This window comes from Paraburkholderia oxyphila NBRC 105797 (genome assembly GCF_000685075.1).
GTDB classification, from domain to species: Bacteria; Pseudomonadota; Gammaproteobacteria; order Burkholderiales; family Burkholderiaceae; genus Paraburkholderia; species Paraburkholderia oxyphila.
Genome location: NZ_BAYD01000022.1, coordinates 13,395 through 28,734 on the forward strand (window position 1 = coordinate 13,395; position 15,340 = coordinate 28,734).

At 63.5% G+C, this 15,340-nt stretch carries 16 protein-coding genes; 3 read left to right on the top strand and 13 right to left on the bottom strand.

Features of this window, described 5'->3' with window-relative positions; all coding sequences use genetic code 11:
* The first annotated feature begins 33 nt into the window (after positions 1–33).
* The 3 genes from BO1_RS16520 to BO1_RS16530 all read left to right on the top strand — a co-directional run bounded on the left by BO1_RS16520 (position 34) and on the right by BO1_RS16530 (position 3,386).
* The gene (locus tag BO1_RS16520) at positions 34–1,149 is read left to right on the top strand and encodes a phosphotransferase (protein WP_028218497.1); all 1,116 of its coding nucleotides are present in this window, start codon (positions 34–36) and stop codon (positions 1,147–1,149) included.
* Between the two features lie 88 nt (positions 1,150–1,237).
* The gene (locus tag BO1_RS16525) at positions 1,238–2,497 is read left to right on the top strand and encodes an acyl-CoA dehydrogenase family protein (protein WP_028218498.1); all 1,260 of its coding nucleotides are present in this window, start codon (positions 1,238–1,240) and stop codon (positions 2,495–2,497) included.
* Positions 2,498–2,669: 172 nt separating this feature from the next.
* Positions 2,670–3,386, top strand: a complete 717-nt coding sequence (locus tag BO1_RS16530; protein WP_028218499.1) for a glutathione binding-like protein — start codon at positions 2,670–2,672, stop codon at positions 3,384–3,386.
* A gap of 89 nt (positions 3,387–3,475) precedes the next feature.
* On the opposite strand, the gene BO1_RS16535 is transcribed toward BO1_RS16530, so the two are convergent.
* From BO1_RS16535 to nuoI, 13 genes are all read right to left on the bottom strand, one after another.
* On the bottom strand, positions 3,476–3,946 hold the full coding sequence (locus tag BO1_RS16535) for a MaoC family dehydratase (protein WP_043285103.1): 471 nt from the start codon (positions 3,944–3,946) through the stop codon (positions 3,476–3,478).
* Positions 3,943–4,401, bottom strand: a complete 459-nt coding sequence (locus tag BO1_RS16540) for a MaoC family dehydratase (RefSeq protein ID WP_028218501.1) — start codon at positions 4,399–4,401, stop codon at positions 3,943–3,945. Before BO1_RS16540 ends, BO1_RS16535 begins: the two co-directional genes overlap by 4 nt.
* Before the next feature lie 37 nt (positions 4,402–4,438).
* Positions 4,439–5,560, bottom strand: a complete 1,122-nt coding sequence (locus BO1_RS16545; protein ID WP_028218502.1) for an acyl-CoA dehydrogenase family protein — start codon at positions 5,558–5,560, stop codon at positions 4,439–4,441.
* 11 nt (positions 5,561–5,571) lie between these two features.
* Positions 5,572–6,768: an acyl-CoA dehydrogenase family protein gene (locus tag BO1_RS16550; protein WP_028218503.1), complete on the bottom strand. Its 1,197-nt coding sequence runs from the start codon at positions 6,766–6,768 to the stop codon at positions 5,572–5,574.
* Positions 6,769–6,834: 66 nt separating this feature from the next.
* Positions 6,835–7,293 carry a DUF1178 family protein gene (locus BO1_RS16555; protein ID WP_028218504.1) on the bottom strand — a complete coding sequence of 153 codons (459 nt, stop codon included), beginning with the start codon at positions 7,291–7,293 and terminating at the stop codon, positions 6,835–6,837.
* A gap of 285 nt (positions 7,294–7,578) precedes the next feature.
* The gene (locus BO1_RS16560) at positions 7,579–8,172 is read right to left on the bottom strand and encodes an NUDIX domain-containing protein (RefSeq protein WP_028218505.1); all 594 of its coding nucleotides are present in this window, start codon (positions 8,170–8,172) and stop codon (positions 7,579–7,581) included.
* Positions 8,173–8,265: 93 nt separating this feature from the next.
* Complete coding sequence (locus BO1_RS16565) at positions 8,266–8,574, bottom strand: DUF2818 family protein (RefSeq protein WP_028218506.1); 309 nt, start codon at positions 8,572–8,574, stop codon at positions 8,266–8,268.
* Positions 8,574–10,046, bottom strand: coding sequence for an NADH-quinone oxidoreductase subunit NuoN (nuoN, locus tag BO1_RS16570; protein ID WP_043285106.1), 1,473 nt, complete (start codon positions 10,044–10,046; stop codon positions 8,574–8,576). The genes BO1_RS16565 and nuoN overlap by 1 nt, the downstream gene beginning before the upstream one ends.
* A gap of 24 nt (positions 10,047–10,070) precedes the next feature.
* Positions 10,071–11,570 (bottom strand): NADH-quinone oxidoreductase subunit M, encoded by a 1,500-nt coding sequence (locus tag BO1_RS16575; protein WP_028218508.1) that lies wholly within the window; start codon positions 11,568–11,570, stop codon positions 10,071–10,073.
* A gap of 20 nt (positions 11,571–11,590) precedes the next feature.
* Positions 11,591–13,645: an NADH-quinone oxidoreductase subunit L gene (nuoL, locus tag BO1_RS16580; protein ID WP_028218509.1), complete on the bottom strand. Its 2,055-nt coding sequence runs from the start codon at positions 13,643–13,645 to the stop codon at positions 11,591–11,593.
* Positions 13,646–13,657: 12 nt separating this feature from the next.
* Complete coding sequence (nuoK, locus tag BO1_RS16585) at positions 13,658–13,963, bottom strand: NADH-quinone oxidoreductase subunit NuoK (protein ID WP_006052894.1); 306 nt, start codon at positions 13,961–13,963, stop codon at positions 13,658–13,660.
* A 17-nt stretch (positions 13,964–13,980) separates the two neighbouring features.
* Positions 13,981–14,664: an NADH-quinone oxidoreductase subunit J gene (locus tag BO1_RS16590; protein WP_028218510.1), complete on the bottom strand. Its 684-nt coding sequence runs from the start codon at positions 14,662–14,664 to the stop codon at positions 13,981–13,983.
* Positions 14,665–14,838: 174 nt separating this feature from the next.
* Positions 14,839–15,327 carry an NADH-quinone oxidoreductase subunit NuoI gene (gene nuoI / locus BO1_RS16595; RefSeq protein WP_028218511.1) on the bottom strand — a complete coding sequence of 163 codons (489 nt, stop codon included), beginning with the start codon at positions 15,325–15,327 and terminating at the stop codon, positions 14,839–14,841.
* Positions 15,328–15,340 lie beyond the last annotated feature (13 nt).

A 15,340-nucleotide genomic window follows, 5' to 3' on the forward strand; every position in this document is an offset into this window, starting at 1 on the left:
TCACGCAACGCCTATACGAGGAGGGAGACGAACATGGCGCAAGCCACCCCGGATGGAGACAAGACGAACGCCGATCGCTCGACCGACTTCTCGGCGTTCGAGGGCACGCGCCCTGTTGCCGAGCGCCAGCGCTTTGACACCGAGGCGCTCGCCGCGTGGCTCGCCGCGCAAGTCGACGGTTTCGAAGGCCCGCTCACGGTCGAGCAGTTCGCAGGCGGCCAGTCGAACCCCACCTTCAAGCTCGTCACGCCCAGGCGCAGCTACGTGATGCGCGCAAAGCCCGGCCCGAAGGCAAAGCTGCTGCCTTCCGCGCACGCGATCGAGCGCGAATACCGCGTGATGGCCGCGCTCGGCGCCACCGACGTGCCCGTCGCGAAGATGCTTGCGCTCTGCGAAGACGAGGCCGTGATCGGCCGGGCGTTCTACGTGATGGAGTTCGTCGAGGGCCGCGTGCTGTGGGACCAGGCGCTGCCCGGCATGACGCGCGACGAGCGCAGCGCGATCTACGATGAGATGAACCGCGTGATCGCCGCGCTCCACAACGTGAAGCCCGACACCGTCGGCCTCGCCGACTACGGCAAGCCCGGCAATTACTTCGCACGCCAGATCGATCGCTGGAGCCGGCAATATCAGGCCTCGGAAACCGAGTCGATCGACGCGATGAACCGCCTGATCGAATGGCTGCCGCGGCACCTGCCCGATGATGCGGGCTCGCGCGTGTCGGTCGTGCATGGCGACTATCGACTCGACAACCTGATCTTCCACCCCACCGAGCCGCGCGTGCTCGCGGTGCTCGACTGGGAGCTCTCGACGCTCGGCGACCCGCTTGCGGATTTTTCGTATCACTGCATGGCCTGGCACGTTGAGCCGGGCCAGTTCCGCGGCATCGGCGGGCTCGACTGGAAGGCGCTCGGCATACCCGACGAGCAGCAATACGTGCGGCGCTATTGCGAGCGCACGGGCCTCGAGATCCGCGGCGACTGGAACTTCTATCTCGCCTACAACATGTTCCGCATCGCAGCGATCTTGCAGGGCATCATGAAGCGCGTGGTCGACGGCACGGCCGCGAGCGCCCAGGCGGCCGACGCGGGACGACGCGCGAAACCGATGGCCGAACTCGCGTGGCAGTACGCGCAAAAAGTGCGCTAGCGCCGCATCGCATCGCATCGCATCGCATCGATCAGCATTCCATCAGCACTCGATCCTTACGCAGTGCTCCCTATTTGCGAGGTCCCGGATGAATTTCGACTACTCCCCGAAAGTGCAGGCGCTGCGCGAGAAACTGCTCGCGTTTTTCGACGAACACATCTACCCGAACGAGGCCGTCTATCACGAGGAAGTCGAGCGCAACCGCGTCAACGGCAATCCCTGGGTGCCCACGCAGATCGTCGAGCAGCTCAAGGTAAAGGCGCGCGAAGCGGGCCTCTGGAACCTGTTCCTGCCCGACTCGACGCGCGGCGCGGGGCTCACCAACCTCGAATACGCGCCGCTGTGCGAGATCATGGGCCGCGTGATCTGGGCGCCCGAGGTGTTCAACTGCAGCGCGCCCGACACCGGCAACATGGAAACCATCGAGCGCTACGGCACGGAGGAACACAAGCGCCAGTGGCTGGCACCGCTGCTGGAAGGCCAGATCCGCTCGGCCTTCCTGATGACGGAGCCCGAGGTCGCCTCGTCGGACGCGACCAACATCCAGACGCGCATCGAGCGTGACGGCGACGACTATGTGATCAACGGCACGAAGTGGTGGTCGTCGGGTGCGGGCGATCCGCGTTGCGCGGTCTATATCGTGATGGGCAAGACCGATCCCGATGCGCCGCGTCACGCGCAGCAGTCGATGATCCTCGTGCCGGCCGACACGGCGGGCATCACGGTCAAGCGCCCGCTCACGGTGTTCGGCTACGACGACGCGCCGCACGGGCACATGGAGATCGAGCTCGAGAACGTGCGCGTGCCGGCGTCGAACATCCTGCTGGGCGAAGGCCGCGGCTTCGAGATCGCCCAGGGGCGCCTCGGGCCGGGCCGCATCCACCATTGCATGCGCCTGATCGGCCTCGCCGAGCGTGCGCTCGAATTCATGTCGAAGCGCGCACTCTCGCGTACCGCGTTCGGCAAGACCATCGCGCAGCAGACGGTCACGCAGGAGCGCATAGCGGAAGCGCGCTGCCTGATCGAGCAGGCACGCCTGCTCACGCTCAAGACCGCCTACATGATGGACACCGTCGGCAACAAGGGCGCGCGTGGCGAGATCGCGATGATCAAGGTGGTCGCGCCGAACATGGCCTGCCAGGTGCTCGACTGGGCGATCCAGGTGCACGGCGGCGGCGGCGTGAGCGGCGACTTCCCGCTCGCCTATGCGTACGCGCAGGCGCGCACGCTGCGCTTCGCCGACGGCCCCGACGAGGTGCACCGCAACGCCATCGCCAAGCTCGAGCTCGCGCGCTACCTGGACCCGGCGGCGGCCTCGCGCGTGGAGATGCCGGTCACGCGCTCGTGAGCGAGCGGCGCCACTCCGGGCCCGTCGCAAGCAGCAAGCCCACACGCGCAGCAGGGGCGCTCGTGGGCCCTCTGCGCCGTCCGGCGAACTATGCTAATTTGCGCCAGTTCAGGCGCCGCGGAACTTCTGGAAACACCGGGCGGCGCCTTCGTCCAGGTGCCAAGGAGCCACGATGATCGACGTCTACAGCTGGGCCACGCCCAACGGCCACAAAGTCCATATCATGCTCGAGGAGACGGGCCTCGAGTACCGCGTGCATCCCATCGATATCGGAGCCGGCGACCAGTTCAAGCCCGAGTTCCTCGAGATCAGCCCGAACAACAAGATCCCCGCCATCACGGACTCCGAAGGCCCGGCGCGCGCCGACGGCAAGCCGTTCTCGCTGTTCGAGTCGGGCGCGATCCTGATCTATCTGGCCGCGAAGACCGGCAAGTTCATGCCCGAAGACCTCGCGGCGCGCTACGACGTGCTGCAGTGGGTGATGTTCCAGATGGGCGGCCTCGGCCCCATGCTCGGCCAGGCGCACCACTTCCGCATTTACGCGCCCGAGAAGATCGACTACGCCGTGAACCGCTACACGAACGAGGCCAAGCGCCTCTATAACGTGATGGAGGCGCAACTCGAAAAGACCGAGTACCTGGCCGGCGACGACTACACCATCGCCGATATTGCCGCGTTCCCGTGGACGCGCTCATGGCAGAACCAGGGCATCGATCTCGATGCGCTGCCCAACGTGAAGCGCTGGCACGAAACGATCGCGGCACGTCCGGCGGTCAAGCGCGGCGTCGAGGTGCTGGCGAACGCGCGCAAGCCGCTCATGGACGACAAGGCGAAGGAGATGCTGTTCGGCGCGACGCAATACGAGAAGCACACTTCGAAGGCTGCCTGACGCGCTTCGCGAGATAGAACGAAAAAGGGCGCCCGGCTCATGGCCGGACGCCCCTTTCGTTTTCTGCGCGTGCAAAGGCGCTCAGACGTTCAGAAGTAGTGCCGCGAAATGAATTCGGCCACGCACGCGGGCCGCTCGCTGCCTTCGCATTCGATGCCGATGTTCCAGACGACCTGCGCGCCACCGCCTTCCACGTCGCTCACTTCCTTCACGCCGACGCGCGCACGCACCCTCGCGCCCACGGGCACCGGCGACGTGAAGCGCACGCGGTTGAGCCCGTAGTTCACGCCCATGCGCTGGCGCATCGTGACGGTTGCCGCGAGCAGCGCCGGCACGAGCGAAAGCGTGAGAAAGCCGTGGGCGATCGGGCCGCCGAACGGCGACTCGCGACGCGCACGTTCCGCGTCGACGTGAATCCACTGGTGATCGCCGGTCGCGTCGGCGAACTCCAGCACGCTGGCCTCGCTCACCGTGCGCCAGTCGCTGACGAACGGCTCGGCGCCCACGAGCGCGCGCAAGGCGTCGACGTTTGCAATTTCGACCACACCGGCCTCGCTCATGATGCGGCTCCCGGATGGCGCAACCCGAACATCCCCTTCGAGGTCACCGTCACGACGGTCTCGCCGTGCTGATTGCGGCCTTCCCAGCGCGTCTGGACGATACCGCGATCCGGCTTGCTCGCTGAAACGCGCTTGCTCACGACGAAGTTGGTCATCGTGAGCGTGTCGCCGACGCGCACGGGCTTGATCCAGCGGATCTCGTCGATGCCGGGCGAGCCCATCGATGTGGAGCCCTCGAGAAAATTGCGCACGAGCATGCCCATCATGACCGAGCACGTATGCCAGCCGCTCGCGACGAGGCCGCCGAAATGCGAGGCCTCGCCGGCCGCCTCGCTCAAATGAAACGGCTGCGGATCGTACTGCTGCGCGAACTGCACGATCTCTTCGCGCCCGAACGTGTGCGAGCCGACTTCATACGACTTGCCCACTTCGAGATCTTCGTAACTCACTCCCATCGATGACTCTCCGTTTCGAGTTGCTTCACAACGCGCCTCAGGCGGCTGCCTGCGCAAAACCCGGCAGCGCGGCGAAACGTTCGAGATGGTAATCGACGTCTCCGAGCGTGGTCTCGATGATCGCGAGACGCTTGAACAGGTGCGCCGCCGCGACTTCGTTGGTCACCCCCATGCCGCCGTGCAGCTGCACGGCCTGCTGGCCGACATAACGCGCCGCCTGCCCTACGCGCACCTTCGCCGCCGAAATGGCGCGGCGCCGCTCATCGGGCGAAGCACTACTGTAACGCGCGGCCGCGAGGTATGTGAGCGAGCGCGCCTGCTCGCCATGAATCAGCATCTCGGCCATGCGGTGCTGGAGCGCCTGGAAGCGTGCGATCGGCACGCCGAACTGCTGGCGCGTCTTCGTGTACTCGACCGTCGCGTTGTTGAGCGCGTCGATGGCGCCCACGGCTTCCGCGCACAGCAGGAAAGTAGCGTAATCGGCAATCTGCTCCCACGTGGCCGCGCCGGCATCGCCCAGACGGCGCGCATGCGCACCGTCGAACTTGAGCGTGGCGGCGCGCTGGCCATCGATGGTGCGGTAGTCGCTCACCTCGACACCCTTCGCATCGCGCGCCACCACGAACAGCGCGACTTCGCCCGCGAGGCGCGCCGGCACGATCCAGTAGTCCGCTTGCGCGCCGTGCTGCACGACCGACTTGCTGCCCGTGAGCGCGAAGCCGTCGCCGGTTTCCTTCGCGAGCGTTTCGAGCGCGAACAGGTCGTAGCGCGCCTGAGGTTCGTGAAACGCCACGGCGAGTTTGATCTCGCCCACCGCCACACGCTCCAGCAGTTGTGCGTTTTCGGCGCTATCCGCACCCGCGAGCTTGAGTGCCTCGACACCCACCGCGCTCGCCCAGTACGGCTCGATCACGAGCGCGCGGCCCAGCTCCTGCATGACCACGAGCATGTCGAACGGCGAGCCGTCGAAGCCGCCCTGCTCCGCCGGCACCGGCAGCGCGGTGAGCCCGAGCTCGACGAATGCCTTCCAATGATCGGCCGATACGCCCTCGGGCGTCTTCACGATCGCCTGGCGCGCTTCGAATCCGTAATTTTTGTCGAGATAGCGACGCAGCGCGTCGGCGAGTTGCTGTTGCTCTTCGGTGAAATTGAAGTCCATTGCGCCGCTCCTCAAATCCCCAGAATCATCTGCGCGATGATGTTCTTCTGGATTTCGTTCGACCCGCCGTAAATCGACGTCTTGCGATAGTTGAAGTAGTAAGCCGCGAGCGGTGCTGCATCGTCGTCGCCACCGGCCGCGTGTGCATGCTCACCCTCGAGGAAGGCCGGATCGAACGGCGCGGCCAGCGGGCCGACCGCATCGACCATCAGCTCGGTGAGCGCCTGCTGGATTTCGGTGCCCTTGATCTTGAGCATCGACGCCTCGGGCCCCGGGCCGCGGCCATGGCCGCTGCTCGCGATCACGCGCTCGGCGGTCACTTCGAGCGCCATCAGCTCGATTTCGACGGCAGCTACACGCGCTGAGAAAACCGGATCGTGCAGCAGCGGCTTGCCGTGCTTCTTCTGTTCGAGTGCGACCTGCTTGAGGAACGCGAGCTCGCGCTTGGACGCGCCCACACGCGCGATACCGGTGCGCTCATGGCCGAGCAGATATTTCGCGTAGGTCCAGCCGCGGTTCTCTTCGCCGACGAGATTCTCGACGGGCACCTTCACGTCCTCGAGGAACACCTCGTTGACCTCGTGGTCTTCGTCGAGCGTAATGATCGGGCGCACGGTGATGCCGGGCGTCTTCATGTCGATGAGCAGGAACGAGATGCCCTCCTGCTTCTTCGCAGCGGGGTCGGTGCGCACGAGGCAGAACATCATGTCGGCGTGCTGGCCGAGCGTGGTCCAGGTCTTCTGGCCGTTCACCACATAGTGGTCGCCTTCGCGGACGGCGCGCGTGCGCAGCGAGGCGAGATCCGAGCCCGAGCCCGGCTCGGAATAGCCCTGGCACCACCAGTCTTCGCCGGAGAGGATGCGCGGCAAATAGCGGCGCTTTTGCGCCTCGTTGCCGTACTTCATGATCACCGGCGCGACCATCGACACGCCGAACGGCAGGACCGGCGGCGCGCCGATGCGGCCGCACTCCTCGTCCCAGATGTGGCGTTGCGTTTCGCTCCAGCCGGGGCCGCCAAATTCGGTCGGCCACGCAGGCGCCGACCAGCCGCGCGTGCCGAGCAGCTTGTGCCAGCTGGCGATGTCGTCGCGGCTGAGGCGTTTGTGATTGAGCACTTTCTCGCGCACGGCTTGAGGCAGATTGGCCTCGAGCCAGGCGCGGACTTCGGCGCGAAACGCGTCGTCGGTGGGGGTGTAGTCGAGATCCATGCGGGTTGTCTCCTGGCCGCGGCTGGTTGGGAACCCTCCCAAGCCGCAACGAAGACCCGCATGGCGTTATTGCAGCGGACCCTTCAACGCGGCCGGAACCGGCAGCGGCATCACATCGATGCCTTCTTCGACGAGAGCTTGCGCATCTTCCGCGGATGCCACCCCCCGGATGTTGCGCGCCGGCGCTTCGTTGTAGTGAATGCGCCGCGCCTCCTCGGCGAAACGGTCGCCTACGTTCTCCGTCTTCTCCAGGACCTCGCGCATCACGCGCATGGCATGCGCCTGCCATTGCGCCGCTGCCTGAGCCATCTGGCCGGCCGGTGACGCCTGGCTGGCAGTGGACTGCGCCTCGCTCGCCCCCGACAGATTCAGTCGGGGCGCGGACGGCACGCGGCTCACATTCGTGGCGCCGCACATCGGACATTCGACCAGCTTGCGCGAAAGCTGCGACTCGAAGTCGTCAGCGGAAGCGAACCAGCCTTCAAACCGATGGCCGTCTGGGCACTGTAAATCGAGGACCTTCATGAGAATCGTGGCTTGCGTTGAGTGTATCGCAAAACGGAAATTTGTGAACGACCGTTCGTAAATTTTTTGATGGGCTCTGTACCTGATTTTCGAGCACCACCGTGGCACCGGACAGCCGACTGGCCGGTGGTCGATTGTAGCGCTGCGCGCCGCTGGCCGCTCAACGCAAAAATGCCTGGGCCAAAGTCAATACGGCGGCCTCGCGGGCCGCCGTATTTCAATGCGCTGCATCGTTGATCTGGCACTTTTGTGACACGCCATCACGGCATAGCCACACTGCGGTGCTCAGCCCCGCTCGGGTTGTGCAATCGGCCAGGCGCCCGACAGCGCCTTTTCGAGCCAGAACGTGCCGATGATCGTCTTCACGTCGGTGATCTTGCCGGTACGCACCCATTCGAGCAGTTCGGGCAGTGTCGCCGTGAAGGTCTCGAGGAACTCGCCTTCGTCGAGCTCCGCCTCGCCCGAAGTCAAGCCGCGCGCCAGGTAGATGTCGATGAATTCGGTCGAGTACGAAATCACCGGATGGATCTGCGCGAGATAGATGTACTCGCGCGCCGTATAGCCCGTCTCTTCCTTCAGTTCGCGGATCGCGCAGGCCAGCGCGCCTTCCTGCGGATCGAGCTTGCCCGCCGGAAATTCGGTCATCACGCGCGAGAGCGGATAGCGATATTGGCGCTCCATCAGCACACGGCCGTCATCGAAGAGCGGGATCACCATCACGGCGCCCGGGTGCTGGACGTACTCGCGCGTCGCGTGCTTGCCATCCGGCAAGGCGACGGTGTCGCACTTGAGCGTAAGGAATTTGCCCGCGTGGAGCGTCGTGCTCTCCACACACGTCTCGGCGAGCGCCGGGTCGTGTTTTTGATGTTCAGCAGCCATGTTCAACCTCTGGGAAGCGCCTGTACGGGGAAGTCGCGGAAACCCGCGATGCGATCGAATGGCATACGCCTCGTCGAGGACGAGGCGTATGCATCACGCCGGACGGCGTTTGAAGAGATATTGCCAGGTGAAGCCAGGAAACGCGAACACGACAAAGAGACTGAACGTGATGGCGTAGAACTGCCAGCCCTGGTCAAAGCGATTGCCGGCGCGCGCCTCCAGCATGAAGCCGAACGCGCCGACCACAAAATACAGCACGATCATTTCGGCAATGCGAATCCACGCGCTCTTCTTCGGTGCACGCAGCGGCAACGGCACGATGCCGAACAACCGTTGATTGAGGAACGGCAAGTTGGCGCCCGCGAGCGCCAACAACACGATAAACCACCCTGCTGCCGACATTACAGCGGCAGCGTATGCGAGACGGCCTGCAGGCAGAGCGACATCAGCGGCCCCGGGATGATGCCGAGCACCAGCACGGCCACGCCATTGACCGTCAACAGCGCGCGATTGAATGCATGGCCCTCGATCGGTGCGGTGTCCTGCGGCGCGTCGAAGTACATCAGCTTGACGATGCGCAGGTAGTAGAACGCGCCGAACAGCGACGTAATCACGGCAAGCACGGCAAGCCACGTCAGGCCGGCGTTCATGGTCGCTTCGAGCACGGCGAGCTTCGCGTAGAAGCCGACCGTCGGCGGGATACCGGCGAGCGAGAACATCATGAGCATCATGACGAACGCGAACACCGGGCTGCGCTGGTTCAGGCCCTTGAAGTCGTCGAGCGTTTCCGCCTCGAAGTCGCGGCGGGCAAGCAGCATGACCACGCCGAACGCGCCAAGCGTCGTAATCAGGTAGATGATGCTGTAGAACATCGCCGAGCTGTACGCACTGGCCGCACCGGTCGCCTTGTTGTCGACGATGCCGGCCAGCAGGCCGAGCAGCACGAAGCCCATGTTCGAGATGGCCGAGTACGCGAGCATACGCTTGACGTTGCGCTGGACGATACCCGTGATGTTGCCGACGATCATCGAGAGCGCGGCCAGGATGATCAGCATTTCCTGCCAGTCCACCGCGAGCGGCAGCAGACCCATCACGAGGAAGCGCACGGCCCACGCGAACGCCGCGACCTTCGGGCCGCCGCCGGTGAGCAGCGTCATGGCCGTAGGCGCGCCCTGATAGACGTCGGGCACCCACATGTGGAACGGCACCGCGCCCATCTTGAACGCCACGCCCGCCACGATGAACACCACGCCGAACAGCAGCACGATGTCGTTGATGTGGCCCGAAGCCACAGCCTTGAACACCTCGCCGAGGTCGAGCGAGCCGGTCGCGCCGTACAGCATCGAAATGCCATAGAGCAGGAAGCCCGATGCAAGCGCGCCCAGCACGTAGTACTTCATGGCCGCTTCGTTCGACTGCGTCGCGTCACGGCGCAGCGCGATGACCGCGTAGAGCGAGAGCGACATCAGCTCGAGGCCGAGGTACAGCGTGAGGAAGTTGTTGCCCGAGATCATCACGATCTGGCCGAGCAGCGAGAACATGCCGAGCAGGAAGAACTCACCCCTGAACATGTCCCGGTCTTCGAGGTACTTGCGCGAGTACACGATCGAGACCGCGTAGCCGAGCGTGACTACCGCCTTCATGGCGCTCGCGAACGCGTCCACCACGTACATGCGCGTGAAGTAGTAGTACACGTGCGGATCGAACGCGATCACCGCGAACCAGATGCCGGCTACGAGCGCCGTGAGCAGCGCAATGAAATAGGTCGTGCGCCGGCCCGAAGGGCCGGTGAACGTGTCGTTGAGCCACGCAACGACGGTACCGGCCATGAGTATCGCGTCGGGTAGCAGAGCGTTCAAAGGGGCGTTTGGCATGATCTATTAGTCCTCCGCTCGGTATTACTGTGACAGCGGCAGTTTCGACACTGCGACGTGGGAGAGGAGGTTTTCCACGGAAACGTGCATCACATCGGTAAAGGGCTTCGGGTAGACGCCCATGAAAAGCGTGAGCAGCGCGAGCAACCCAAGGATCAGGTATTCGCGGCTGCTGATGTCCTTCAGCTCGCGAACATGATCGTTCGCGACGGCGCCGAAGTACACGCGCTTGTACATCCACAACGTATAGGCCGCGCCCAGGATCAGCGTGAACGCCGCCCCGAAAGCGATCCAGAAGTTGAACTTCACTGCCGCCAGAATCACCATGAATTCGCCGACGAATCCCGAGGTGCCCGGCAGGCCGCAGTTGGCCATCGCGAACAGCATGGCCAGCGCCGCGAATTTAGGCATCGTGTTGACGACGCCGCCGTAATCGGCGATGTCGCGCGTGTGCATGCGGTCATACAGCACGCCGATACAAAGGAACATGGCGCCCGAGACGAAGCCGTGCGAGATCATCTGGATGATCCCGCCTTCCATCGCAAGCTGGCTCGACGGGCCGAACATAAAGAAGCCGAGCGTGACGAAGCCCATGTGGGCAATCGACGAGTACGCGACCAGCTTCTTCATGTCCGCCTGCACCATCGCCACGAGGCCGATGTAGATCACCGCGATCAACGACAGCGCGATGATGACCGGCGCCAGGTAGTGACTCGCGTCCGGCGTGATCGGCAGCGAGAAACGCAGGAAACCGTATGCGCCGAGCTTCAGCATGATCGCGGCCAGCACGACCGAGCCGCCCGTGGGCGCTTCGACGTGCGCGTCCGGCAACCACGTGTGGACCGGCCACATCGGCACCTTGACGGCGAACGCGAAGAAGAACGCGATGAACAGCAGGATCTGCGGCGTCATCGCAAGCTTGGCGTTCTGCCAGGTGGCGAGGTCGAAGGTCCCGGTCTCGCGGTACAGGTACAGCAACGCGACCAGCATCAGCAGCGAGCCGGCCAGCGTGTAGAGAAAGAACTTGAACGCTGCGTACACGCGGTTCGGGCCGCCCCAGATGCCGATGATGATGTACATCGGAATGAGCGTGGCTTCGAAGAACACGTAGAACAGCAGACCGTCGGCGGCGCAGAACACGCCGATCATCAGGCCCGACAGGATGAGGAACGCCGAGTAGTACTGCGCGACGTTCTTCTGGATGACCTGCCAGCCCGCGATCACGACGATCACGGTGATGAACGCCGTGAGCACCACGAACCACATCGAGATGCCGTCGATGCCAAGGTGATACGAAATATTGAACCGATCGATCCAGACCGACTTCTCCTCGAACTGCAGCGCAGCCGTGGTGGTGTCGAAGCCCGAAACGAGCGGAAGGGTGACGAGGAAACTAAGCACCGAACCGATGAGCGCGATCCAGCGGTCCGCGCTCGAGCTCCGCAGGGAACCCACTACAAGAACGATGATGCCGAAAACAATTGGCATCCAAATCGCAATACTGAGAATCGGAGTTGCGTGCATGCGTTTTTTTCCTCGCCTTCTTATTTGCCGCCGAGCGTTACAAACAGGGTAAGGAGGCCAAGCATGCCGATGATCATGGCAAATGCGTAGTGGTAGATATAGCCGGATTGCAGGAAACGAATCACAGTTGCAAACCAGCCGATAAACTTGGCGCTCCCGTTGACGACGCCGTCGATCACGACGACATCACCCTCCTTCCACAGACCACGACCGATAGCAACCGCTCCGCGCGCGAAGACGACTTCGTTGATCTTGTCGAGGTAATACGCATTTGCCAGCAGCTTGTAGACCGGCGAGAACGTGCGCGACACGACGGCCGGCAGATCCGGGCGCTTCATGTAGAAGAACCACGCCACGATCACACCTGCAAGTGCGAGCCACACCGGCAGACCCGAGAACGCATGCGCGCCCATCGCGGCCCAGCCATGGAACTCTTCGCCAATCTCGGCAAGCGCCGGATGGTTCTGGCCGATGAAGATGACGTCCTGGAACGCCACGCCATGCGAGAAGAAACCGCCGTAAAGCAACGGCTGGATCGCGTAGGCGCCGGAGATCACCGAAGGAATCGCGAGCAGGACGAGCGGCACCCAGATCACCCACGGCGACTCGTGCGGCACGTGCACGTGGTGGTCGTCGTGGCCATGACCGTGACCGCTGTGAGCCGCTTGAGCGGCTTCGATGCCCATCGGCGACTCGGGATGCTTCGGATTACGGAAGCGCTCTTCACCGTGGAACACGAGGAAGTACATGCGGAACGAGTACAGCGCCGTCACGAAGACGCTCGCGACCACAGCGAAATAAGCGAAACCCGAACCGCCCAGGTGCGAGGCCTTCACCGCCTCGATGATCGAGTCCTTCGAGTAGAAGCCCGAGAAGAACGGCGTGCCGATCAGCGCGAGCGAGCCGACGAGCGAGGTGATCCACGTAATGGGCATGTACTTGCGCAGGCCGCCCATGTTGCGCATGTCCTGGTCGTGGTGCATGCCGATGATGACCGAGCCGGCGCCGAGGAACAGCAGCGCCTTGAAGAACGCGTGCGTCATCAGGTGGAAAATCGCGACCGGATAGGCCGAGACGCCGAGCGCCACGGTCATGTAGCCGAGCTGCGAGAGCGTGGAGTACGCGACCACGCGCTTGATGTCGTTCTGCACGACGCCAAGGAAGCCCATGAAGAGCGCGGTGATCGCGCCGATCACGACGATGAACGAGAGCGCGGCGTCCGAAAGCTCGAACAGCGGCGACATGCGCGCGACCATGAAGATACCGGCCGTCACCATGGTGGCGGCGTGGATCAGTGCCGAGATCGGCGTCGGGCCTTCCATCGAATCCGGCAGCCAGACGTGCAGCGGGAACTGCGCCGACTTGCCCATCGCACCGACGAACAAGCAGATGCACGCGGCCGTGAGCAGGTTCCACGAGGTGCCCGGGAACGTCAGCGCCGCGAGTTCATGGCCCTTCGCGAACACGTCGTTGTAGTTGAGCGAGCCGCCGTACGCGAGCAGCAGACCGATGCCCAGCAGGAAGCCGAAGTCGCCCACGCGGTTCACGAGGAACGCCTTCATGTTCGCGTAGATGGCGCTTTCACGCTTGAAGTAGAAGCCGATCAGCAGGTACGAGACGAGACCCACCGCTTCCCAGCCGAAGAACAGCTGCAGGAAGTTGTTGCTCATCACGAGCATCAGCATCGAGAACGTGAACAGCGCGATGTACGAGAAGAAGCGCTGGTAGCCCTCTTCGTCCGCCATGTAGCCAATCGTGTAGATGTGCACCATCAGGGACACGAAGGTCACGACGACCATCATGAGCGCCGTCAACGAGTCGATCAGGAAGCCGACTTCGAACTTCAGGCCGCCAACCGACATCCATTCGTAGACGGTCGCGTTGAAGCTTGCGCCGTTCATCACGTCGAACAGCGTGATGCACGAGAGCACGAACGCAATCGCGACGCCAAGAATGGTGACCGTATGCGCGCCCGCGCGCCCCACCGTCTTGCCAAACAAACCGGCAATCAGAGAACCGGCGAGAGGGGCCAGCGGTACCGCCAGCAATAAGGTTTCGTTGAGTGTCGTTGCCATATACAGCCTGCCTTAGCCTTTGAGCTGATCGAGGTCCTCGACATTGATCGTGTCGAGGCTGCGGAACAGAGTCACAAGAATAGCCAGACCAATCGCGGCTTCCGCTGCCGCAACAGTTAGCACGAAGAACACGAAAATCTGTCCGTGAACGTCACCGAGGTAATGCGAGAACGCGACGAAGTTCGTGTTCACCGCTAACAACATCAGCTCAATCGCCATCAGGATGATGATGACGTTGCGCCGATTGAGAAAAATGCCAACGATCGAGATCGCAAAGAGGATCGCGCCGAGGACGAGGTAATGGGCCAGTGTCAGCATGGTTCGCTCCTTCGCGCTTAGCTCTTCGTTGCCGGCGCGGCGCCCTGGGCGGCGGGAGCCGCTTCGGCCTCCACGGCCTCGGGGGCTTCCGGCACTTCCACGACGGCTTGCATCTTCACGAGGCGCACGCGGTCCTGGCGACGCACGGCGACCTGCTTCGCAACGTTCTGGCGCTTGGCGTCCTTGGGCTCGCGCACGGTCAGCGAAATGGCCGCGACGATCGCCACCAGCAGCACGAGGCCGGCAACTTCGAAGGCGAAGATGTAGTCGGTATAGATGATCTTGCCGATCAGGTGCGTGTTCGACACCGATGCGGCGGCCGCTGCCGAGGTGTCCGGCACCGGCGAGGTGGTCGCGCCGTAGCCGTGCCACAGGATCAGCGCGGTCTCGATCACGATGATCGCGCCCACGATGGTCGCCACCGGAACGAAGCGCTTGAAGTCGCGGCTCAGCACGTCGATGTTGATGTCCAGCATCATCACCACGAACAGGAACAGCACCATCACCGCGCCCACGTAGACGAGCACCAGCAGGATCGCGAGGAACTCGGCCTCGAGCAGCATCCACACCGCGGCCGCGTTGAAGAACGCGAGCACGAGGAAGAGCGCGGACGAGACAGGATTGCGCGAGGTGACCACCTTCAGCCCTGATAGCGTGAGCAGCAGCGCGAAGATGTAGAACAGGACGGTCGTGAATTCCATGATTACTGGTTCATCGTTGAGGCCATCGTAAGGCGGATTGCGCGGCGCAGACTGGCGGCCAGACCAGGGAGCGTCGCGCCGCGGTTCCCGGGCTGCGGCGGCGCGGTGTTTTCAGGCACACGCGTTCCCCACAGCCGGCCCGAACCGCGGGCCGATGCAGCGTCAAACTGAAGATCAACGGTACGGTGCATCTGCTGCCTTATTTGCCGCGATCTGCGCTTCGTAGCGGTCGCCCACGGCCAGCAGCATTTCCTTCGTGAAATACAGATCGCCGCGCTTCTCGCCGTGATACTCGAGAATGTGCGTCTCGACGATCGAGTCGACCGGGCAGCTCTCTTCGCAGAAACCGCAGAAGATGCACTTGGTCAGGTCGATGTCGTAACGCGTCGTGCGGCGCGTGTTGTCTTCGCGCACTTCCGACTCGATCGTGATGGCGAGCGCGGGGCACACCGCCTCGCACAGCTTGCACGCGATGCAGCGCTCTTCGCCGTTCTCATAGCGGCGCAGTGCGTGCAGGCCGCGAAAGCGCGGCGACATCGGGGTTTTTTCTTCCGGGAACTGCACCGTGAACTTGCGCTTGAAGGCGTAACGGCCCGTCAGCGCGAGGCCCTTGAGCAGCTCGGTCAGGAAGAACGTCTTGAAGAAGTTTTGGATAGCGGTCATGTTTCGTTCGCCC

Coding starts and splice junctions, on each gene's coding strand:
- nuoL (WP_028218509.1), bottom strand. CDS start 13,645: ATGGCAACGACACTCAACGAAACCTTATTGCTGGCGGTACCGCTGGCC.
- BO1_RS16575 (WP_028218508.1), bottom strand. CDS start 11,570: ATGCACGCAACTCCGATTCTCAGTATTGCGATTTGGATGCCAATTGTT.
- BO1_RS16560 (WP_028218505.1), bottom strand. CDS start 8,172: ATGGCTGCTGAACATCAAAAACACGACCCGGCGCTCGCCGAGACGTGT.
- BO1_RS16520 (WP_028218497.1), top strand. CDS start 34: ATGGCGCAAGCCACCCCGGATGGAGACAAGACGAACGCCGATCGCTCG.
- BO1_RS16530 (WP_028218499.1), top strand. CDS start 2,670: ATGATCGACGTCTACAGCTGGGCCACGCCCAACGGCCACAAAGTCCAT.
- BO1_RS16550 (WP_028218503.1), bottom strand. CDS start 6,768: ATGGATCTCGACTACACCCCCACCGACGACGCGTTTCGCGCCGAAGTC.
- nuoK (WP_006052894.1), bottom strand. CDS start 13,963: ATGCTGACACTGGCCCATTACCTCGTCCTCGGCGCGATCCTCTTTGCG.
- BO1_RS16545 (WP_028218502.1), bottom strand. CDS start 5,560: ATGGACTTCAATTTCACCGAAGAGCAACAGCAACTCGCCGACGCGCTG.
- BO1_RS16535 (WP_043285103.1), bottom strand. CDS start 3,946: ATGAGCGAGGCCGGTGTGGTCGAAATTGCAAACGTCGACGCCTTGCGC.
- BO1_RS16555 (WP_028218504.1), bottom strand. CDS start 7,293: ATGAAGGTCCTCGATTTACAGTGCCCAGACGGCCATCGGTTTGAAGGC.
- BO1_RS16540 (WP_028218501.1), bottom strand. CDS start 4,401: ATGGGAGTGAGTTACGAAGATCTCGAAGTGGGCAAGTCGTATGAAGTC.
- BO1_RS16590 (WP_028218510.1), bottom strand. CDS start 14,664: ATGGAATTCACGACCGTCCTGTTCTACATCTTCGCGCTGCTGCTCACG.
- BO1_RS16525 (WP_028218498.1), top strand. CDS start 1,238: ATGAATTTCGACTACTCCCCGAAAGTGCAGGCGCTGCGCGAGAAACTG.
- BO1_RS16565 (WP_028218506.1), bottom strand. CDS start 8,574: ATGTCGGCAGCAGGGTGGTTTATCGTGTTGTTGGCGCTCGCGGGCGCC.
- nuoN (WP_043285106.1), bottom strand. CDS start 10,046: ATGCCAAACGCCCCTTTGAACGCTCTGCTACCCGACGCGATACTCATG.
- nuoI (WP_028218511.1), bottom strand. CDS start 15,327: ATGACCGCTATCCAAAACTTCTTCAAGACGTTCTTCCTGACCGAGCTG.